Origin of the sequence: Rhodobacter sp. NTK016B (genome assembly GCF_017303295.1) — a bacterium.
Lineage (GTDB): Bacteria > Pseudomonadota > Alphaproteobacteria > Rhodobacterales > Rhodobacteraceae > Pararhodobacter.
Genome location: NZ_JAFKOK010000018.1, coordinates 12,356 through 32,741 on the forward strand (window position 1 = coordinate 12,356; position 20,386 = coordinate 32,741).

Here is a 20,386-nt window from a genome sequence, read left to right on the forward strand (position 1 = left end):
CGTCGATGCGGTGTTCGGGCCCGCCCGGAGGGGGCGGGCCCGTCAGAGGTCACTGGGCGCAATCGGGCACGTCATAGCCCGCTTCTTCCCAAGCGCGCACCGCACCGGGATGATAGCGAACAGGGTTCAGACCGCACATACCCGAGGCGACCGGATCGAGGTTCTCGAACCCGACATTGCGGGCATAGAGCGCCTTCTCGTAGATCTCGTCGAGCGTCTCGATATGCGCGCGAGTCAGCTGATAGGCCATCTCTTCGGTCATCGACGCATTGACGCAATTGCCGCCGACCGAGCCGCGCGTGCGGAAGACGCCGTCTTCGGAGACCACATGCGCGTTCTCGCCCAGAGCCGCCATCTGCTCGGCCGAAAGCATGAAGGGCGCAGAGCCCGGCGCGGTCAACACGCGCTGCACGGCTTCGCTTTCGAACTGCTCGATCGGGATCGAATAGAAGTTCATCCGCCCCGCCGAAAGCGCCTGAAGCGGACGGTCCGAGGGGATGAATTCGGGCAGAAGCGCCACGTCGACCGAGCCTTCGGTGATCGTCGTCGCCATCTGCGACCAGTCGCTTTCGACGGCGGTAAAGCCTGCGTCGGCTTCCAGCCCGGTCATCACCTGAATGAGCGAACGCGCCTCGTTCGTGGCGGCACCGCGGGGCGGGCCGTCGAGAACGCGGCGGCCTTCCAGATCGCCCCAGCCCCGCACCCCGGCGGTTTCATAGCCGTAAAGCGTATAGGCGCCGAAGGAATAGGGATAGAGCACGCGCAGATTCGCGGCCAGTTCGGCGCCCTGCTCGGCACCCATATCGGCGAAGGGCCCGACGCCGCGCGACATCAGGAACGGCAGGATGAAGGGACAGATGCCGATATCGGTCCGCCCCTCGGCCACGGCGAGCGTGGCGTTGACGCCGGTCTGGCCCAGCGTGATCTGGATATTGGCGATGCCGCGCTCGGCGGCGATCTCGGCCAGATGCGCGATGGTCAGGTGCACCGCGACACCGGGTGTCGAGGTCATCGCCGTCAGGTTCTCCTGCGCCAGCGCCGACTGGCCCGTCAGGCCCAGCGTCATTGCCGCCGTTAATGCGAGTTTCTTCATGTCTTCCTCCCGTTTACGTGTTGGACTCGAACGGTCCCTTCGTCGTCTCAGACCCTGCCTCCGGTCCCTGAATGCCGGGCCTGTCGTCTCATCGCGCCGGATGCCGATAGGGCTCGACCGAGATGTTGGCGCCGATGCGAATGGTCATCAGATCCTCGGCCACCAGCACGATGCCGTCATATTCCGCCGCCAGATCCGACAGCAGGTCGTCCATCGGCAGCGGATCGGGCGGCAACAGCGCCAGATGCGTCAGCATCGCCAGCCGGGGTTTGGTCTGGGCAAAGACCCGTCCCACATCTGTGGGCGATGCATGGTGGTCGATCGCCACCTTCACCTTGGGATAATTCGCCAGTGTCGTGTCGCGCGCGGCGGCGATCTCGTGGATGAAGACATCCGCGCCCTTGGACTGCGCGATCAGGTTCTCGTTGTAACGGGTGTCGTGCGAATGGACGAAGACCCGGCCCTTGTATTCCACCCGGAACCCATAGGCCGAGGGGATGTTGTCGCCGTGATCGACCAGGATCGCCCGGATCACCAGACCGCCCCGGTCATAGACCACGCCTTCGGTATAGACATGCGGGATCATGCGCATGTGCTCGGGGTCGATCTCGTTATCATTAACGCGGATGTTGCGGTCGGGGCGGCTTGCCTGCCACGCACCTTCGGCCAGATCCTCGATCCCCTCGGGGCCATAGACCGTCAGCGGTCCGCCACGCCCGGCCCAGCCCTGCGGAATGGTCCCCGACATCAGCAAATCGAAGATCCCGGCGTAATGGTCGGAATGGTAATGCGACAGGATCACCGTATCGACGTAGCCCACGGGGATGCCCAGCTGCGACATGCGGATCACCGCGCCGCGCCCGCAATCGATCATGACCTTTTCGTCGCCCGCTTCGATCAGCGTCGAGGTGCCGAAAGCGTAGATGCTGGGATTGGGAATGCCGGTACCCAGAAGGGTCACTTTCAGCACGTCGTCATTCATTCTGTCTTTCCTCCCTTGCGCACCGGCTCAACCGGCGCTGCGGGTTTTCAATTCGCGGCGGATCTGCGCGCCATCGGCGTCCAGAAGCGGCGGCGCGGTCAGCGCGGTCTCGGCCTCGCGGTCGAAATTGTAGGGCGGGCGGACCGTGGTAAAGGTGTCATCATGAGCGCCGGGCACGGTCACCTTGATGCCCAGATGCCGCGCCTGCGGATCCTCCAGCGCTTCGTCGCTGTCATAGGCGGGGGAATAGGGAACGCCTGCCGCTTCCAGCCGCGCGCACCATTCGTCGCGCGTTTCGCGCGCGAAAACCGGGGCGAAGGCGTCGATCAGCTCATCCTGATGTTCGATCCGCGACAGCCGCTCGGCGAAGCGCGGATCCTTGCCCAGATCTTGCATTCCGGTCGCGTCGAGAAGCCCCTCCCAGAACTTCACGGGTGACGACAGATGAAACGCAATCCATTTCCCGTCCGCGCATTCGAACGTGTAGCTTTGTGACACGACGGGGCGCGACAGCGGGCCCATGACCTCGCCCGCGCTGTAGTAATGGGTGAAGCTGTCGAGGTTGAAATGGCACATCGCCTCAAGCATCGAGATGTCGATTCGCCGACCCGCTCCCGTGCTGCCGCGCTCGACCAGCGCCGCAAGGATCGCCATCGCCGCGTATTGCCCGGTGACGGCATCGGCAATCGCCGGTCCGATCACGCGCGGACGCTCGGGCGGGGTCAGCAGCCGCAGATAGCCCGCCGCCGCCTGCGCGACCGAATCGAAGGTCGGGCGGTTCATCGCAGGGCCCGACGGGCCGAAGCCCGAGATCGCGCAATAGATCAGGCCGGGATTGATCGCGCGCAGCGTCTCTTCGCCCGCGCCCAGTTTCTCGGCCACGCCGGGGCGGAAATTCTGGATGAACACATCCGCCGTGGCGATCAGCTCGTGCAGTGTCGCCAGATCCTCGGGCTGCTTGGTATCCAGCGCGATGGATCGTTTATTACGATTATAGGTCTGGAAATGCGGCGAATAGAGCCCGCCCTTGAAGGCGCGGAACGGATCGCCGGTCTCGGGACGCTCGACTTTGATCACGTCGGCGCCCAGATCGCCCAGATGCATCGCCGCCGCCGGCCCGGTGATATAGGTGCCCAGCTCGACGACGCGGATATTGTTCAGGATTTTCATGCGTCACCGTCCCGCGCGCTGGTTTCGCGCCCCGAAAGCAGCCCGTCATACTCGATCGCCCGGTCGGCATGATTCGACATGATGAAACCGATCGACCGCAGGCTTTCTTCATAAAGATGCGCCGACAGCCCGGCCGCGCGCGCCAGCAGCGGCACCGCCTTGAGCGCTTCAAGCGGCCAGCCTGCATCCAGAATCACCGCCGGGATCGCGCCAGACACATTGATCGGCAGCGGACGTCCCATGATGCCCGGCGCAGTCTCGCCCAGCACGCGCAGCACCTCGACATAGCGGCCGGAGATGCCCAGCTCGTCGCTCAGTTCCAGCAGCCGGTTCGCGCGCGGATCGCCGCTTGCATGTTGCGGATGGCCAAGGCCCGGCACCTTCTTGCGCGCGACCTTCAGCGTGGTCAGGTGGTCCTGCGCCGAGGCGGCGATATCGTCGCCATGCGCATCCGACAGGACCGCGTGCAGGAATTGCCCTGCGCTTTCGGTCGAACCGGCCACCACCGTGCCCATGCCCAGAAGCCCCGCCGCCATCGCGCCCTGCCAGGCCTCGGGGCCCGCCGCCAGCGTCATGCGCGCAGCCTGAACGCTGGGCACGAGGCCATGCTCGGCAATCGAGACAAGGCAGGCATCGAGCATCTGGCGCTGCGCGTCGCTGGGCATCTCGCCGATGACCAGCAGCCAGAAGTAATCGGTAAAACCGATCTTGCCGATCAGGTCGTGACAAAGGTCCTTGCCGCGCACCGTGATGGACTCGGCGTCCGAGGTGGCAATGGCCGTGTAGGGCTGTGTTTGTTTTCCGATCCGCATGGCATTCTTTTCTTATTGCGAAAACTTTTTCTCTTGCCGAAGCCTAAGGGCGCAGATTAGGCTTCGTCAAGCCACTTTGTTGGCGCTACGATCAAGGACACGAGGGAGAAGCACATGCGGGACATCAATCAGTTCACCATCACACAGGCCGTGAAGGACTCGTTCAAAACCGAGCCGGGCAGCCGTTTCGAGGGACTGCTTCAGGGCCTGATCCAGCACCTGCACGACTTCACCCGCGAACAGAACGTCACGCATGAGGAATGGATGGCGGCGCTGACCTTCCTGTATGAGTGCGGCCAGATCTCGACGCCCGAGCGGCACGAATTCATCCTGCTGTCGGACGTGCTCGGCTGGTCGGCGCTGGTGGACATGATCAACACGCGGGGCGGCGCGACCGAGGGGTCGAATCTGGGCCCGTTCTATCTGGACAACGCGCCCGCCAAGAAACTGGGTGGCGATCTGGGCGACGGGCGCGACGGGGTGGTCGTGCTGGTTCATGGCCGCGTGACCGACACGCTGAAGAACCCCCTGCCCGGCGCCGTGATCGACACATGGCAGGCCGATTCGGCGGGCACCTATCCGATTCAGGAAGAAGGTCAGGACAAATACGACCTGCGCGGCAAGTTCACCTGCGATGAGAACGCGCGCTACTACTACACCACCGTGCTGCCCAAGCCCTATACGGTTCCCTATGACGGCCCGGTCGGCGATCTGCTGCGCGCGGGTAACCGCCATGCCTGGCGCGCGCCGCATATGCATTTCATCGTGACCGCCCCGCGCATGGCCGGGATCACCACCGAGCTGTTCTTCAAGAATACCGAGTATCTCGACAACGATGCCGTGTTCGGCGTGCGCCGGTCGCTGGTGGCTGATCTCAAGCCCGCCAAGGATCTGGACAAGCTGGGTTACGCGCTGGACAAGCAGCCCGACGCCGTGATCGAATTTGATTTCGTACTGGCCCCGGAGGGTTGAAGAACCTTGAGCGACGATGACATCGAAAGACCGGCAGGCTTCGTCGAGGCGCTGGCAAAGGGTATCGCCGTGCTCGAAGCCTTCGACGCGCGCCATAGCGAGATGACGCTTTCCGAAGTGGCGCGCAAGGTGAACGTCTCGCCCGCCGCCGCCCGGCGCAGCCTGATCACGCTGATCGAGTTGGGCTATGTCGGCCAGCGCGCCAAGCGGTTTCACCTGAAACCCAAGGTCATGGCGCTGGGATCGTCGTTCTATTTCGCAACGCGGGTGGATGAGATCATCCTGCCCGACCTCAGGCGGCTGGTTGAACAATTCGGCGATGCCGCGTCTGTCGGGACGCTCAACGAGCACAACGTCATCTACGTCGCGCATTACTCGCAACAGCGCGCGCGCCGCGCCTCGGCGGTGGTGGGGGCCAGCTATCCGGCCTTTGCCACCTCGATCGGGCGGGTGCTGCTGGCCGGGTTCGATGATGCCGCGCTCGACGCGTGGCTCGATGATCTGGAACCGGTGCCGCTGACCTCGCGCACGCTGGCCGACAAGATGGCGTTGCGCGACGAAGTGCTGCGCGTGCGTGAACAAGGCTATGCCACGACCGTCGATCAGCTCGATTACGGGATCACCGCGATTGCTGTGCCGATCGTCAACGATCAGGGCCGCACGGTCGCGGCGCTGAACAGTTCGGGCTATTCCGGGATGCTCACGCCCGAGGATCTGGTGCGCGACCGGCTTGCCGAACTGCGCGCCGTGGCCTCGTCGATTTCTGCGCAACTGACCCGTTTTCCGACACTGCGCGCCGTTCTCGGCGACTGACACTGCCAAGGGCCGCAATCAGACTTGACGGCCCCGGCATCTCTGCGTAATTTTCGATATAAGCAAGAATTTTCGCTTTGCGAAAAATAACACTCTGATCATGCTACGGGAGGACTCGATGAACAGACCCCAAACCTTTGCCCCGGCGACGCTGCAGGATTCGCTCGACGCGGCCGGCGGCCCGATCAACCTGCTGCGCGGCTCGCAGCTGGGCACCACGATCTTCCCGGGCATCCCGGCTGAATTCACCAACTGGCGCGATGAGCAGCGCGCGTGGAAACACAGCGTCGCGATGCTTGAGCAGAGCTATCACATGACCGAAGTGCATGTGCGCGGTGCCGATGCGCTGGCCTTCATGGCCGGGCTGATGACCAACCGCGCCGACAATTTCGACGTCATGCGCGCCAAGCAGATCGTCATGTGCGGCCCCGACGGGCGCATGATCTCTGACGCGGTTCTGTTTCGCGAAGAGCCCGACTTCATGCGCGTCGTCGGCCCGCCCACGGCGGCCAACTGGGTCGAGTTCAACGCAACCAAGACCGACCTGAACGTCACCGTCACCCGCGACGAGAACTTCATCCGCCCGCGCGACCGCCGCGACGTGTTCCGCTTCCAGCTTCAGGGCCCGAACGCGCTGGCGCTGATGCAGGAAGTCACCGAAGGCACCCTGCCCGAGATCAAGTTCTTCCACATGGGCGCCTTCAAGATCGCGGGTCGCGACGTGCGCGCGGTGCGTCACGGCATGGCCAGCACGCCGGGTTTCGAGCTGTACGGCGCGTGGGAAGATCAGGGGCCGGTCCGCGAGGCGGTCGAGCGCGTGGGCGAGAAATACGACCTGCGCAAGGCCGGTTCGGTGACCTACGGCACGGCGGCGCAGGAATCGGGCTGGATGCCGCGCCCGCTGCCGGCGATCTACGAAGGCGACACGATGGCCGAGTATCGCCGTTGGATTCCCGCCCAGAGCTTCGAAGCGGCGGGCTCGCTGGGCGGCAGCTTCGTCTCGGACCGGATCGACGATTATTATGTCGAACCCTACGAGGTGGGCTATGGCACGCTGGTGAACCTGAACCACGACTTCATCGGTCGCGACGCGCTGGTCGAGCGCAAGCAGAACCAGAAGCGCCGCAAGATGACGCTAATCTGGAACAATGACGACGTGTTCCGCGTGCTGCAGAACTCGCTGCGCAATGACGGCCCGCGCACCAAGTTCATCTCGCTGCCGGTGCCGATGTATTCGTCGTTCCAGGCCGATCAGGTTCTGGTGGACGGCAAGCCTGCGGGCGTGTCGAACTGGATGAGCTATTCGTCCAATGCCGGCTCCATCCTGTCGACCGCGCTGATGGATCTGGAGCATTGCGAGATCGGCAAGGAAGTGACGCTGCTCTGGGGCGAGCCTGACAGCCGCCGCCGCACGGTCGAGGCGCATGAAGTCACCGAAATCCGCGCCACCATCGCGCCGGTGCCCTATTACGCCAAGACCAACAAGACCGAGGGCTGACACCTCCTCCAGTCCCGGCAACGGCCTCCGGTTTCACACCGGGGGCCGTTTTCGTTGCGGCCTATCGCTCGCCCCGCCGATAGGGCTGCATCAGCGCCTGCGGCACCCGCGCGCGACGCGCCATGATGATCAGCGCGACGATCGACAGCACATAGGGCATCATCAGGAACAGCTGATAGGGCACGCCATCGACGACCGTCTGCAGCCGAAGCTGGAACGCGTCGAACAGCGCGAACAAGAGCGCCCCCAGCAACGCCCGCCCCGGCCGCCACGAGGCGAAGACCACAAGCGCCACGCAGATCCAGCCGCGCCCCTGAATCATCGTCGGAAAGAACGAGTTGAAGGCCGACAGCGTCAGGAAAGCGCCCCCCATCCCCATCAGCGCCGAGCCCGCCATGATCGTACCGATCCGCAACCAGATCGGGTCGATCCCCTGCGCATCCAGCGCATGCGGGTTCTCGCCCGCCATCCGCACGGCCAGCCCCAGCGGCGTGCGGTAAAGCCCCCAAGCGATCAGCACGACGAAGGCCAGCGCCAGATAGGTCGGCGCGGTCTGGTTGAAGAGCACGGGCCCGAGGAACGGAATATCCGACAGGACCGGGACCGAGAGCGGCTGGAACGGGTCGATGGTCGGCGGCGAGGACGCGGTCGGCACCGACAGGCGGAACACGTAATAGGCGAAACTCGACGCGAACAGCGTGATCCCCAGCCCGGTGACATGCTGGCTCAGCCCCAGAGGCACGGTCAGCAAAGCGTGCAGGAAGCCGAACGCGGCGCCGCCCAAAGCGGCGGCCAGCATCCCCGTCCACAGATCGCCGCCGGAATAGACGGTCAGCCAGCCGATCATCGCGCCGAAAGCCATGATGCCCTCGATCCCCAGGTTGAGCACGCCCACCCGCTCGCACAGCAGCACGCCCAGCGTGCCGAGGATCAGCGGCGTGGCGATGCGCAGCACAGCCTCCCACATGCCGACGGAACCGAGGATGTCGAAAAGAACGCTCATCTGCGGATCCTGTACTGCGCAAGGAAGATCGCCACCAACATGGTCAGCAGCGACAGAGCCACCGTCACATCGGCGATATAGGACGGGATCGACAGCGCGCGCGACATGCTGTCAGCGCCCACGAACATCACCGCGGTGAACAGCGCAGCGACGATCACGCCCAGCGGGTTGAGATTGGCCAGCATGGCGATGACGATGCCGGAATAGCCGTAATTGGGCGACAGGTCGGTGGTGACATAGCCCTTCACGCCCATCACCTCGATCGCGCCCGCAAGCCCGGCCAGCCCGCCCGACAGGCAGGCCACGCCGATCAGCGTGCGCCCCAGCGGCACACCCGAGAACGCCGCCGCACGCGGGTTCAGCCCCGCCGCCCGCGCGCGCATCCCGAAAACCGAGCGCGCCTGCACGAACCACACCACGACCGCCATCGCCACCGCGATCAGCAGCCCGGCATGCAGCCGCGTGCGCGGGATCAGCGTGGCCAGAAGCGTGTTGTCGGGCACCGGCACCGATTGCGGCCAGCCGAACGCGAGCGGATCCTTCATCGCCCCCTCGATCATCAAGGACACAAAGAGCAGGGCTACGAAGTTCAACAGCAGCGTCGTCACCACCTCATCGACGCCGAAACGCAGCCGCAGACCCAGCGGCACCAGCAGCAGCACCATCCCCGCCACCGCCCCGGCGATGCAGCACAAAGCGATGGCGATGGGGGCGGGCATCGCGGCGATGGCGGGGATCATGCCCAGCGCAGCCACAGCGATGGCGCCCAGATAGAATTGCCCCTCGCCGCCGATATTCCAAAGCCGCGCACGGAACGCGACGGCGGCGGCAAGGCCCGTCAGGATCAGCGGCGTCGTGCGGGTCAGCGTCTCGGATATCCCCAGCCGCGAGCCGAAGGTGCCGTTCAGGATCAGCGCATAGGCGCGAAACGGGTTGGCCCCGGCAATGGCGATCAGCACCCCGGCGACGACCAGCGCGCCAAGGATCGCACCCAAAGGCGCCAGCAGCGTCAGCGCGCGCGACGGATGTTCGCGTCTCTCAAAGCGCATCGTGTGTCTCCGCCTCGATCCGCTCGGCCGCCGTCCAGTCGCCCGCCATCATCAGCCCCAGCAGCTGCGCATTCGCGCGCTCTGCCGGGATCGCGGGCGACAGGCGCCCGTTGACGATGGCACGGATGCGGTCGGACAGCGCAATCACCTCGTCCAGATCCTCGGAAATCAGCAGCACCCCGGCCCCGCGTCCGCGCGCCTCCAACAGCCGGGCATGGACCCCGGCGATGGCGCCTTCGTCCAGCCCTCGGCTGGGCTGCGCGGCGACAAGAATGTCAGGCCCGGCTTCCAGCACGCGGCCAAGGATCAGCTTTTGCATGTTGCCCCCCGACAGAAGCCGGATGCGCCCGTCGACTGTTGCGCCGCGCACGTCGTAGCGCTCGAGGATATCGGCGGTAGCCTTGCGCGCGGCGGCACGGCGCACGAAGCCGCGTGCCGAGAAATCGGGCGACCAGATGCGTTCGAGCACCGCGTTTTCCCACGTGGTCATGTCGCCGATCGTGCCTTCGGCGTTGCGGTCCTCGGGGATGCGGCCAATCCCGGCGGCGATGGCGTCGGGGACCGAGTAACGCGTCACCGCGCGGCCATCCACCGACAGGCTGCCCGATGTGGGCGGATACAGGCCCGAGATCAGCCCGGCCAGCGTCGTCTGCCCGTTGCCCGAGACACCGATGATGCCCAGCGTCTCGCCTGCCCGCAGCCGGAAACTGACGCCGTGAAGCGAGGCCCCGCCCTTGCCCGCGACCGACAGATCGACCGCGCTCAGCAGCACCCGACCCGGTGTTGCGGGCGGACGCGCCGGGCGTTCGACCTTGCGGCCGACCATCAGTTCGGCCAGCTCTTCGCGGCTTGTGTCAGAGGTCCGCCGCTCGGCCACCACGCGGCCCCGCCGCAACACGACGACCCGGTCCGAGGCCGACATGACCTCGTGCAGTTTGTGGCTGATGAAGATCAGCGACAGCCCGTTTTCCGTCATCTGCCGCAGGGTGGCGAACAGGCCCTCGGCCTCTTGCGCGGTCAGCACGGCGGTGGGTTCGTCAAGGATCAGGATGCGCGCATCGTTATACAGCGCCTTCAGAATCTCGACGCGCTGGCACTCGCCCACCGACAGCTCGGAGACCAGCGCATCGGGATCGACCCTGAGGCCGAAGCGCTCCGACAGCGCCACCAGCTTCGCGCGCCCCGCCGCCCGGTCCGAGCGCAGGCGCCACAACGGTTCGGTCCCGGTCATCACGTTGTCCAGAACGCTCAGATTGGGCGCCAGGGCGAAATGCTGGTGCACCATGCCCACGCCCGCTCGGATCGCCGCGCGCGACCGGCCCGGCGGCAATTCCTGCCCCTCGACGCTCACGGTCCCCTCATCAGCGGTGTAATGGCCGAACAGGATCGACATCAGCGTGGTCTTGCCTGCGCCATTCTCGCCCAGAAGCGCGACGATCTCGCCACGATCCAGATGCAACGAGACGTCTTCATTCGCCGTCACCGCGCCGAAGCGCTTGGTGATATGGGACAGCTCAAGGACGCGGGTCATGCCCGCGCCCCTGTTTGGCTCACGAACGCCACCGCGCTCAGGCCGGCTCTTCGAAATTGCGCGGGACTTCGAATTCGCCCGCCTTGATCGCCGCGCGGACCTCTTCCATCCGCGCGACCGCCTCGGCGGGGGCGGCGCCCTCGACATACGAGATATCGTTGCCGCCATCCTTCATCAGGCTCAGCGGCGTGTAGTTCTTGCCGGTCGGGTCGCCCGCGCCGGTATCGGCGACGGCGGCATCCAGAAGCGGGCGGAAGGACCACAGCGCATTGGCGAAAACGGTGTCGGGATAGCGCGGCGTGTAATCGATCATCGAGCCGATCGCCTTGATCCCGCGTTCGCGCGCGGCGTCGGCGGTGCCGATACGTTCGCCGAACAGGATATCCGCGCCGCTGTCGATCTGCGCCAGCCCCGCCTCACGCGCGCGGGGCGGGTCGAAGAAAGTGCCGATGAAGCTGACGCTGTGTTCGACATCCGGGTTCACCGCGTGCACGCCGTCGGCAAAGCCGTTGATCAGCATGTTGACCTCGGGGATCGGGATCGCGCCGACGCTGCCGACCTTGCCGGTCTCGGTCATCGCCGCGGCCAGCATCCCGCACAGATAGGCGGCTTCCCAGTTCCACGTCCCGAACACGCCGAAATTGTCACCCGCCGCGTCGCCCGACGAGCCCATCAGGAACGCGGTGTCGGGGTAATCGCCCGCGACCTGCCGCGCCTCGCGTTCGACGGCATAGGATTCACCCACGATCAGCGCATTGCCCGATTCCGCGTATTCGCGCATCGCGCGCGGGTAATCGGTGCCCGAGACGCCTTCCGAGAAGGTGTATTCGATCATGCCTTCGTCATGCGCCGCCTGAAGGGCCGCATGCAGGACCGAGTTCCACGCATTCTCGACCGGCGAGGCATGGATGCCCGCGACTTTCAGCGCCGTCTGCGCGCGCAGGATCGAGGGCGCGAAAAGCGACGAGGCGCCCAATGCAGCGCCGGTGCTCAGAAGGCGGCGGCGGTTGATCAACAGCTTGCTCATGGAAATCGTCCCTCTTGTGTCATGCCCGTCGCTGGCGCGGGTCTGATGATTGGTTTCCCAGCGGCATCCATTGATTTCACCGGCGGCAGAGCGCGCCTGTCAAGCACGCTTTCCGGCACCCCTGCCCGGCGAATGATCATGTGCCGTCATATTGAGCATGTTTCTGACCGTTCGGTCAAATCCCATGCCGCGGCGCGTAGTCGGCCGGGTTCACCACCTCCGGTCGCCCGTCGAGCGCAAGGCGGCTGGTCTCAGGAGCGGTCTCGGCCACGACCTTGCCGCGCCGGATTACCGCCTGCCGGTTGGGACGCAGGCGGATCGCCTCGCCCGGATCGCGCGCCTGCAGCAGCACCATGTCGGCCTTGCAGCCCACGTCGAGCCCATAACCCTCAAGCCCCATGATCCGCGCGGAATTGACCGTCACCGCGTCGAACAGCGCGCGCTTGTCGGCCATCGACCCCATCTGCGTCGCGTGCACCGCCATATGCGCCACGTCCAGCAGATCGCCCGTCCCCATCGAATACCACGGGTCCATCACGCAATCCTGCCCCAGCCCGACGGTGATACCCATCTCCATCATCTGCGGGATGCGCGTCAGGCCGCGGCGCTTGGGATAGGTATCGTGGCGGCCCTGCAGCATCATGTTGATCAGCGGGTTGGGGATCGCGGCCATCTGTGCCTCGGCGATCAGGGGCAGCAGTTTCGAGACGTAGTAATTGTCCATCGAATGCATCGAGGTCAGATGCGACCCCGCCACCCGGCCCTGCAACCCGAACCGGATGGTCTGCGCGGCCAGCGTCTCGACATGGCGCGACAGTGGGTCGTCGGTTTCGTCGCAATGCATGTCGACCCTCAGGCCGCGGTCGGCGGCGATGCGGCACAGGGCCTCGACCGAGGTCGTGCCCTCGCCCATCGTGCGCTCGAAATGGGGGATGCCGCCGACAATATCGACACCCATGTCCAACGCCCGCTCCAGCGCCTCGACGATCCCCGGCCCGCGATAATAGCCGTCCTGCGGAAAGGCCACGAGCTGCAGGTCCAGATAGGGCGCGACCCGGCGGCGGACTTCCAGCATCGCCTCGACCGTGACCAGCGCGGGGTCCGACACGTCGACATGGCTGCGGATCGCCAGCAGGCCCTTGGATACCGCCAGATCGCAATAGCGCACTGCGCGCTCGACCAGCGCGTCGACCGTCAGCGTGGGCCGCAATTCGCCCCACAGCGCGATGCCTTCCAGCAGCGTGCCCGACACATTCATGCGCGGCAGGCCCAGCGACAGCGTGGCGTCCATGTGGAAATGCGGATCGACGAAGGGCGGGCTGACCAGCAATCCGCCCGCGTCGATGACCCGCCCGGCTTCCGCGTCGATCCCCGGCTCGACGGCGATGATCGTGTCCGCGCTGACGGCGATATCCTGACCGCTGCGCCCGTCGGGCAGGGTGGCGTTGCGAATGACGAGGTCGAACATATGGCGAAACGGTCCCTGATAATGGCTCGGCGCGCAGAGTAAGCGCGCGCCCGGGCCATGTCATCGCCCGAATCGCGTCCGCCTTGCACCGCCCTGTCCGGACAAAACAAAACCGCCCGGCGGCACGACCGGGCGGTTCCACGACATCACGGCAGGGGCAAAGCCCGGTCAGGCCACCGCCTTGAGCCCCGAACGCGCCGCGGCGATCTTCAGCGCGGCCTCGCCGGCCTCACGCCCTTTCTGGACGAAATGCTCGCGGTAGATCGCGTTGTGATGCTCGGTTTCCTGATAGTGATGCGGCGTCAGCGAGACGGACAGCACCGGCACCCCGGTCTCCATTCCCGCCTGCATCAGGCCGTTGACCACGGCCTGCGCGACGAAATCGTGCCGGTAGATCCCGCCATCGACCACGAAGGCCGCGCAGGCCACGGCAGCGTAGCGCCCGCTTGCCGCCAGTTCGCGCGCCATGAGCGGCATCTCGAAGGCGCCGGGCACGTCGACGACATGAACCTGCGCCTGCGGAATGATCTGAAGAAAGCCTTCCAGTGCGCGGTCGACGATATCGGCGTGCCAACCGGCTTTGACAAAGGCGTAACGGGTGTGTGTCATGGGTATCTCCTTTCGTGACACGTCACCCAAGGCGATCCCATGCATCCCGCCCCGCATGCGCGGGAACGGGGACATGGTTCTCTTCCATCCGGACTGTGACCGTCGGCTCCGGAATTGCACCGGATCTGCTGACCCCTTCACCATGAAGGGCGCTCGCGGGCTTGCGGGAAACCCGCTTACCGCCGGTGGGGAATTTCACCCCGCCCTGAGAACACCCTTTTGTTCCACGCCGCGCGCCGCGCCGCAAGCCTCAGCGCGCGTCGAGATGCGCCTCAAGCTCGATCACCTCGCCCTCGCAGCCCGGCCCGATCCCGGCGGCATTGGCCTCGTCGGTGTCGATATGCATCTCGGTAAAAGCATTGGGCTGAATGCGGATCATCACCTGCCCGAAGGTCAGCGCCCGGTCCCCCTGCCCGATCTTCACCGCCACGTTCTGGCCGTTCTCAAGCCCCATCGCCTCGGCATCCCGGGGGTTCATGTGAACATGCCGTGCGGCAACGATCAGCCCGTCGGTATCGACCGCGCCGTGCGGGCCGATGATGCGCACGACAGGCGTGCCCTCAAGTTGCCCCGAATCGCGCACCGGCGCGTCGATGCCCAGCGCGAAACTGTCGGTGCGCGAGACCTCGATCTGCGTGCGCGGCCGCAGGGGACCCAGAATCGCGACATGCTCGATCCGCCCTTTCGGGCCTTCCAGCGTCACCCGCTCTTCCGCCGCCCAGTTCCCCGGCTGGCGCAACGGCACCTTCACCCTCAGTTCGTAGCCCGGCCCGAACAAGGCCTCCAGCTCGGCCTGCGCCAGATGCACATGCCGCCCCGACACCGCTACCGGAATGGGCCGCGGCGCGGCTTCGGGCCGGTCGAGATGCGCGGCAACCTCGCGGGCGATCTGCAATTGCTCGGCGGTTTCGGTCACGATCACCGCCACGCGTGAACCATAAGCCTGGATCTGCGGCGCGGCGCGGTCGCTCAGATCGACCGACTGGTTGCGGTCGAAATCCAGCCGCAGCCCCATGAAATCGAGCCCGTCGCAGATCCGCCGCCGCATCGAGGGCGAATGCTCGCCGATCCCGCCGGTGAACACGACGGCATCCACGCCGCCCATCCCCGCCGCGTAGCTGCCGATATATTTCCGTACCCGGTGCGCATAGAGATTGATCGCCAGCTGCGCCGCCGCGTCGCCCTTGGCCGCGCGATCCTCGACATCGCGCATATCCGGCGAGCCGGTCAGCCCCTTCAGGCCGCTGTCATGGTTCAGGGCGTGCTCGATCTCCTCGATTCCCAGCCCCAGCTGCCGATGCAGATAGCCGAAGGCCCCCGGATCGACATCGCCCGACCGCGTGCCCATCACCAGCCCCTCCAACGGCGTCAGGCCCATCGAGCTCTCGAAACTCCGCCCCAGCGAAATCGCGCAAACCGACGCCCCGTTGCCGAGATGAACCGAGATGATCTTCAGCGCGTCCAGCGGCCGACCCAGCGCCCGCGCCGCCCGCTCGGCCACGTATTTATGCGACGTGCCGTGAAAGCCATAGCGCCTGAGCCCCGCATCGCGCCAGCTCTGCGGCACGGCATAGGTGGTGACGCGGGGCGGATTGGTCTGGTGAAAGGCGGTGTCGAACACGCCGACCTGCGGCAGGTCCGGCCAGACCCCGCGCGCCACCCGGACGGCCTGCAGATTGGCCGGGTTGTGCAGAGGCGCCAGCGGCGTCAGCCGGGCGATCCGCGCGACGGTCTCTTCATCCAGCCGCGCGGGCGTCGTGAAATCCGCGCCGCCATGGGCAATACGGTGCCCGATCGCCTCGATCCCGCCGATACCTTCGGCCTCAAGCAAAGCGGGCACAGCGGCGATGGCAGCAGCCAGATCGCCATGCGGCGCCGTCCCCGACCGCGCCGTGCCATCCACGCTCAGTGCGTAGTCACAGGCCCCGTCGCGAAACCGTTCGAAGGCGCCCTTGAGCACCTGCCGCGTTTCGTGCCCGGCGCCCCGCGCCCGGTCGAAGACGCCGAATTTCAGGCTCGAACTGCCCGCATTGAAAACGAGTATGCGCATCCTGTCCCTCCGGTCTGCCGACACGATAAGAGACATTGTGCAGTTGCGAAACCATGACAGGGATCAATCCGGCAGAACACCGTGCAACACGGTCCTTCTGCTCATCTTTGATCCAGAAATACCCTCGGGGGGATCCAAGGGGGGCAGACAGCCCTCCTTGGCGCAGGAAGCGCGAGGGGGCGCGCAGCCCCCTCGCCTGTGCCTGTAACAAGCGGGGCGCGCAGCCCCCTCGTCCCTTACTGATCCTCGTCGTCGTCCGGCTCTTCCTCGACCACCGGGATCTTGTAATCCCCGCGCAGCCAGCGGGCCAGATCCACATCCGCGCAGCGTTTCGAGCAGAAGGGCTTGTACTCTTCCACCATCGGCTTGCCGCATTGGGGACAGCGCACGCTCATGCCACCCATCCCGGCAGCGCCGCGCGGTCGCGTTTGCGCGCCAGCTCGTAATTGCCGAGCGGCGTCCAGCCCGCCATGTTCGCTTCCCCGGCATCGGCGCGGAAGGCCTTGCCGATCACCTGTTCCAGCACATGCCGGTCGCGTTTCGGGCAGGGCGCGAAATCGACGATCACCATGCCGCCCAGCCCCCGCAGCCGAAGCTGGCGCGGCAGGTCGCGCGCCGCCGCGATCGAGGCTTTCAGCCCTGCCGCCGGCGAAGTATCGGCGCCGGTATTCACATCGACCGCGACGAAGGCGCGGGTCGCCTCGATCCACATCGAAGCGCCACCATCGAGCCGCACTTCGGGGCGCGACAAGGCAGCGAGCTGATCGAGCACACCGTGATGGTCCAGCGCCTCGCCGCTGTCGTCGACCTCGTCCACATCGCCCCAGTCGCGCCACGCCAGTTCATGCGGCCCCGGCGCGTCGACCAGAAGCTCGGGCGCGCCGTCGATATCGCCCAGCACGGCCTCGGCAAGGCCGCGCATTTGCAGGATATCCTCGGCGATCTCGTCCTCGGTCGCGTCCTCGCAGACCGAACGCAGGATCAGACCCAGATCTTCGTCCGCGCCCGTCATCGCCTCGCTCGCCAGATCGGCCAGACCGCGGCGCGTATCCTCGTCGCGGATCGCGCGCGAGATATTGAGCCCCGGCGCACCGGGCGTGACGATGGCGTAACGGCTCTTGAACAGCACCCGCAGCGTCAGCGGCAAAGCCTTGCCGTCCTCGGACGCGCCGGTGACCTGCACCAGGATCGGCTGGCCCGGACGCAGGCCCTTGGGCGCGCGCAGGAAACCGCTCTGACCGTCGGGCAGATCGACGAACACGCCTCCCAGCCCTTTCACGGGCCGCCCGACAATGCCGCGCAAAATGGCGCCGGTGGCGAAACCGTCCTGCTCCAGCGCAAGATCCTGCAGCACGCCGTCGATGATCAGCGCCGCGACTTCGCGGCCCTCGATCTGTCCCAGCGCGATGACCGAGCCCTTCATGTCCGGTACCCCGCCGCGTTGAGAAGTGTCGCCGTTTCGGCCAGCGGCAGGCCCACGACCGCGCTGAACGAGCCCTGAATCCACGGAATGAACGCGCCCGCGCGCCCCTGAATGCCGTAGGCGCCCGCCTTGCCCTGCCATTCGTCCGAGGCGAGATAGCCGTTCAGCTCGTCGTCCGACAGGCGTTTCAGCTTCACGGCGGTTTCCACCACGCGCTCCCATATCTGGTCGCCGCGCTTGACGGCGACAGCGGTGATGACCGTGTGGCGTCGCCCGCCCATATCCGTCAGGAATTCAGCCGCTTCCGCCGCGTTCGCGGGCTTGCCCAGAATGCGGCGGCCCAGCGCGACGGTGGTGTCGCCGCACAGCACGATCTCGTCGGCTGCGGCGCTGACCGCCTGCACCTTCTCGCGCGCCATGCGGGCGCAATAGGGGCGGGGCAATTCACGGGGATGCGGGGTTTCGTCGATATCGGCAGGACGGACGGCGTCAGGAATGACGCCGATCGTCGCCAGCAGGTCCAGCCGGCGAGGGCTGGCCGAACCCAGTACAAGCTTCATCACTTGAAGCGATAGTTGATCCGGCCCTTGGTCAGATCGTAAGGGGTCATTTCAACTTGGACCCGGTCGCCCGCGAGGACACGGATGCGGTTTTTCCGCATCTTGCCTGCCGTATGCGCGATGATCACATGGCCGTTGTCCAGCTCGACCTTGAACGTCGCGTTCGGCAGGAGTTCCTTCACGACGCCGGGAAATTCGAGCAGTTCTTCCTTGGCCATGGTCTCTCCGATTAGGTATAAACCCGCACGAGGCGGGCGCGAGCCATATGCGCCTTCATTCGCGGATTTTCAAGGTTTAACTTGCGGCGACGACCTTGGTTCCGTTGCCAAGCCGCGTTTCCTGTTCTTCCCAGTGCCGCAGGTTCAGCACGCCGCCATCCGCGCGGGTCTGCGCGATCAGCCCGCGCGACACCTTTCCGACCACCCATCCGGGCGCGTCCAGCGTGCCCTTGGCCAGCACGCCATCCGACGGCCAGTCGCGGTCGGGCGGGCCGTAAATCGCTGCGGCGCCGGTGTTTTCCTCGCATCCGGCGCACCAATCGGCATCGCCGACCAGCGGCGCATGGACCACCGCGCACTGGTTTTCCAGCGCCCGCGCCATCGAGCCGATGCGCACCCGCCAATAGCCTGCCGAGGTCTCGGTGCAGGACGGCGCGAGCAGGATCTCGACCCCCTCTTCGGCCAGCTTACGCGACAGAAGCGGGAATTCGCTGTCGTAACAGATCACCACGCCCAACTTGCCCAGCGGCGTCTCGAAAATGTTGAGTCCCTCATCCCCGGGCACGACATCCCAGTCTTCGCGCTCAAACCGGGTCATGATCTGCTTGTCCTGATGCCCCACCACCCCGTGCGGCCCGTAGAGCGTCGCACGGTTGACGGGCCGGTTGCCGGTAAAGACCGGCCCCGAGGGCCCGAGGATATAGACCCCGTGCTCGGCGGCGAGTTTCGAGAAGGTCTCGTTCATCGCGGGCGTGTGTTTGGCCACCTCGGACAGCGCACCTTCCAGATCCGCCGCCACAGCCTTGCCGCCAAGGCTTGCCAGTTCCATCGCGCCGTATTCGGGAAAGACCAGAAGCTCGGCGCCTTCGCCGACCGCCGCGCTGACCCAGCGTTCGGCCTTGGCCTCGAAATCGGCGAAGCTGTCGAACCAGTCCAGCGGATAGGCCGCCGTGGCGATCGTGACAGTATCGGTGTCGGTATCGGTCATGTCAGCTCCCGGATCCAGAATTGCAGCGGCTTGGCGCTTTCGCCCGCGTCGCCGATATCCTTCCAATGGTATTGCGCAACGACGCCCGGCAAGGGCCGGTAGCCGCGTTTGCGCCAGAACGCGTCGAGCGGGCGGTAATCCGCGGGCCGGGCCGGATGCTCTGCCGGACGCTGAACCCCGCAAAAAACCACATGACGACGCCCCAATTCTGCGGCTTTCCCCTCGCGAATGTCAAAGAATCGATGTCCGACGCCGTGACCGCGATAGTCGGGCAGCAGCACCGATTCGGCACAATAGAAAATGTCCGACAAATCCAGCCCGGTGCCCTCGAAGGCGCTGGCGAATTCGTCGGCGTGATCTTCCATCGGCATCCCGGTCGCGGCGCCGACCAGCGTATCCCCGTCGAACGCCCCCGCCACCACCGCGCGTGGATTGTCACGGTAGGGCTCCAGATAGCGGCGCTCATAGGCCAGATCGCCGTCATAGAGATAGGGCCAGTCGCGGAAGACCCGGATGCGCAGCTTGGCCACCCGGTCCAGAGCCGCCTCCAGCGCGGCGCCCGAAAGCGCCTCGACCTTCACGCGCTCACCTGCCGGATCCAGTCCTGAAGATTGTAATAGGTCGTCACGCGGGTGATCTTGCCGTCCTTCAGGCTGAAGAACCCGCCCGCCGGCAGGACATAGGTCTGGCCATGCGCTTCGGGCAGGCCGGGATCGGTTTTCAGATAGGTGCCGTTCACCACGAATTCCGCCGCGCCGCGCGTGCCGTCATCCGAGCCATAGACGACCATGTCGGTCAGCCGCTCTTTATAGGTCTCGGACATATGCGCGCAGAACTCGGCAAAAGCCGCCTTGCCCATCCGCGCGTCGCCCTCGTTCACGTGATGGACGAAGTCGTCGTGCAGGCAAGCGCCCATCGCATCGGTATCGCCGGCGTTGAAGGCGTCGTAATAGGCCTGAATCGTGGCGCGGGCTATTTGCTGGGCGGTCGTCACGCTGAACTCCTGTCGTTGCGATGGCAAGATTAGCGCAGCGACCGGCAGGGAAAAGACCGAAAAGCGGCGCCGCCGGGATGCCAGCGACGCCGCGTCTGATGGGCCGGTTTCCCGGCCCGGTAGATG

The 20,386-nt window shown here is 65.8% G+C and carries 21 protein-coding genes and 1 riboswitch; of the genes, 3 read left to right on the plus strand and 18 right to left on the minus strand.

Features of this window, described 5'->3' with window-relative positions; genetic code table 11:
* Positions 1-49 precede the first annotated feature (49 nt).
* From JI664_RS20560 to JI664_RS20575, 4 genes are all read right to left on the minus strand, one after another.
* Positions 50-1,093, minus strand: coding sequence for a TAXI family TRAP transporter solute-binding subunit (locus tag JI664_RS20560; RefSeq protein WP_207015663.1), 1,044 nt, complete (start codon positions 1,091-1,093; stop codon positions 50-52).
* Positions 1,094-1,181: 88 nt separating this feature from the next.
* Positions 1,182-2,075 (minus strand): MBL fold metallo-hydrolase, encoded by an 894-nt coding sequence (locus tag JI664_RS20565; protein WP_207015664.1) that lies wholly within the window; start codon positions 2,073-2,075, stop codon positions 1,182-1,184.
* Positions 2,076-2,102: 27 nt separating this feature from the next.
* Positions 2,103-3,245, minus strand: a complete 1,143-nt coding sequence (locus tag JI664_RS20570) for a CaiB/BaiF CoA transferase family protein (protein WP_207015665.1) — start codon at positions 3,243-3,245, stop codon at positions 2,103-2,105.
* Positions 3,242-4,057, minus strand: a complete 816-nt coding sequence (locus tag JI664_RS20575; RefSeq protein ID WP_207015666.1) for a citryl-CoA lyase — start codon at positions 4,055-4,057, stop codon at positions 3,242-3,244. Before JI664_RS20575 ends, JI664_RS20570 begins: the two co-directional genes overlap by 4 nt.
* 114 nt (positions 4,058-4,171) lie before the next feature.
* Between JI664_RS20575 and JI664_RS20580 the strand changes: the two genes are divergently transcribed.
* From JI664_RS20580 to JI664_RS20590, 3 genes are all read left to right on the plus strand, one after another.
* The gene (locus tag JI664_RS20580; RefSeq protein ID WP_207015667.1) at positions 4,172-5,029 is read left to right on the plus strand and encodes a dioxygenase; all 858 of its coding nucleotides are present in this window, start codon (positions 4,172-4,174) and stop codon (positions 5,027-5,029) included.
* A 6-nt stretch (positions 5,030-5,035) separates the two neighbouring features.
* Positions 5,036-5,842 (plus strand): IclR family transcriptional regulator domain-containing protein, encoded by an 807-nt coding sequence (locus JI664_RS20585; RefSeq protein ID WP_286174213.1) that lies wholly within the window; start codon positions 5,036-5,038, stop codon positions 5,840-5,842.
* Positions 5,843-5,960: 118 nt separating this feature from the next.
* Positions 5,961-7,340, plus strand: coding sequence for an aminomethyltransferase family protein (locus JI664_RS20590; protein ID WP_207015668.1), 1,380 nt, complete (start codon positions 5,961-5,963; stop codon positions 7,338-7,340).
* 61 nt (positions 7,341-7,401) lie between these two features.
* Here the strand turns inward: JI664_RS20590 and JI664_RS20595 are convergent, their stop codons facing one another.
* From JI664_RS20595 to JI664_RS20660, 14 genes are all read right to left on the minus strand, one after another.
* Positions 7,402-8,343, minus strand: coding sequence for an ABC transporter permease (locus tag JI664_RS20595; RefSeq protein ID WP_207015669.1), 942 nt, complete (start codon positions 8,341-8,343; stop codon positions 7,402-7,404).
* Complete coding sequence (locus JI664_RS20600; RefSeq protein ID WP_207015670.1) at positions 8,340-9,392, minus strand: ABC transporter permease; 1,053 nt, start codon at positions 9,390-9,392, stop codon at positions 8,340-8,342. Before JI664_RS20600 ends, JI664_RS20595 begins: the two co-directional genes overlap by 4 nt.
* Positions 9,382-10,923: an ABC transporter ATP-binding protein gene (locus JI664_RS20605; protein ID WP_207015671.1), complete on the minus strand. Its 1,542-nt coding sequence runs from the start codon at positions 10,921-10,923 to the stop codon at positions 9,382-9,384. Before JI664_RS20605 ends, JI664_RS20600 begins: the two co-directional genes overlap by 11 nt.
* 37 nt (positions 10,924-10,960) lie before the next feature.
* Entirely contained in the window at positions 10,961-11,950 is a 990-nt protein-coding gene (locus tag JI664_RS20610; RefSeq protein WP_207015672.1) for a BMP family protein, read from the minus strand.
* Between the two features lie 175 nt (positions 11,951-12,125).
* A complete protein-coding gene (locus JI664_RS20615) occupies positions 12,126-13,418 on the minus strand; it encodes an amidohydrolase family protein (RefSeq protein ID WP_207015673.1) in 1,293 nt (430 codons plus the stop codon).
* A 168-nt stretch (positions 13,419-13,586) separates the two neighbouring features.
* Positions 13,587-14,027 (minus strand): 6,7-dimethyl-8-ribityllumazine synthase, encoded by a 441-nt coding sequence (locus tag JI664_RS20620; RefSeq protein ID WP_207015674.1) that lies wholly within the window; start codon positions 14,025-14,027, stop codon positions 13,587-13,589.
* Between the two features lie 72 nt (positions 14,028-14,099).
* Positions 14,100-14,244, minus strand: a riboswitch (FMN riboswitch).
* 33 nt (positions 14,245-14,277) lie between these two features.
* The gene (locus JI664_RS24105; RefSeq protein ID WP_207015675.1) at positions 14,278-16,077 is read right to left on the minus strand and encodes an acetate/propionate family kinase; all 1,800 of its coding nucleotides are present in this window, start codon (positions 16,075-16,077) and stop codon (positions 14,278-14,280) included.
* A gap of 236 nt (positions 16,078-16,313) precedes the next feature.
* A complete protein-coding gene (locus tag JI664_RS20630) occupies positions 16,314-16,472 on the minus strand; it encodes a DNA gyrase inhibitor YacG (RefSeq protein ID WP_211201755.1) in 159 nt (52 codons plus the stop codon).
* A complete protein-coding gene (locus JI664_RS20635) occupies positions 16,469-17,500 on the minus strand; it encodes a ribonuclease E/G (protein ID WP_207015676.1) in 1,032 nt (343 codons plus the stop codon). Before JI664_RS20635 ends, JI664_RS20630 begins: the two co-directional genes overlap by 4 nt.
* Positions 17,497-18,060 carry a Maf family protein gene (locus tag JI664_RS20640; protein WP_207015677.1) on the minus strand — a complete coding sequence of 188 codons (564 nt, stop codon included), beginning with the start codon at positions 18,058-18,060 and terminating at the stop codon, positions 17,497-17,499. The genes JI664_RS20635 and JI664_RS20640 overlap by 4 nt, the downstream gene beginning before the upstream one ends.
* On the minus strand, positions 18,060-18,278 hold the full coding sequence (gene infA, locus JI664_RS20645) for a translation initiation factor IF-1 (RefSeq protein ID WP_107753147.1): 219 nt from the start codon (positions 18,276-18,278) through the stop codon (positions 18,060-18,062). The genes JI664_RS20640 and infA overlap by 1 nt, the downstream gene beginning before the upstream one ends.
* Before the next feature lie 76 nt (positions 18,279-18,354).
* Positions 18,355-19,266: a carbon-nitrogen hydrolase family protein gene (locus JI664_RS20650; protein ID WP_207015678.1), complete on the minus strand. Its 912-nt coding sequence runs from the start codon at positions 19,264-19,266 to the stop codon at positions 18,355-18,357.
* The gene (locus tag JI664_RS20655; protein WP_207015679.1) at positions 19,263-19,847 is read right to left on the minus strand and encodes a GNAT family N-acetyltransferase; all 585 of its coding nucleotides are present in this window, start codon (positions 19,845-19,847) and stop codon (positions 19,263-19,265) included. The genes JI664_RS20650 and JI664_RS20655 overlap by 4 nt, the downstream gene beginning before the upstream one ends.
* Positions 19,844-20,260 (minus strand): ketosteroid isomerase-related protein, encoded by a 417-nt coding sequence (locus JI664_RS20660; RefSeq protein ID WP_349768754.1) that lies wholly within the window; start codon positions 20,258-20,260, stop codon positions 19,844-19,846. Before JI664_RS20660 ends, JI664_RS20655 begins: the two co-directional genes overlap by 4 nt.
* Positions 20,261-20,386 lie beyond the last annotated feature (126 nt).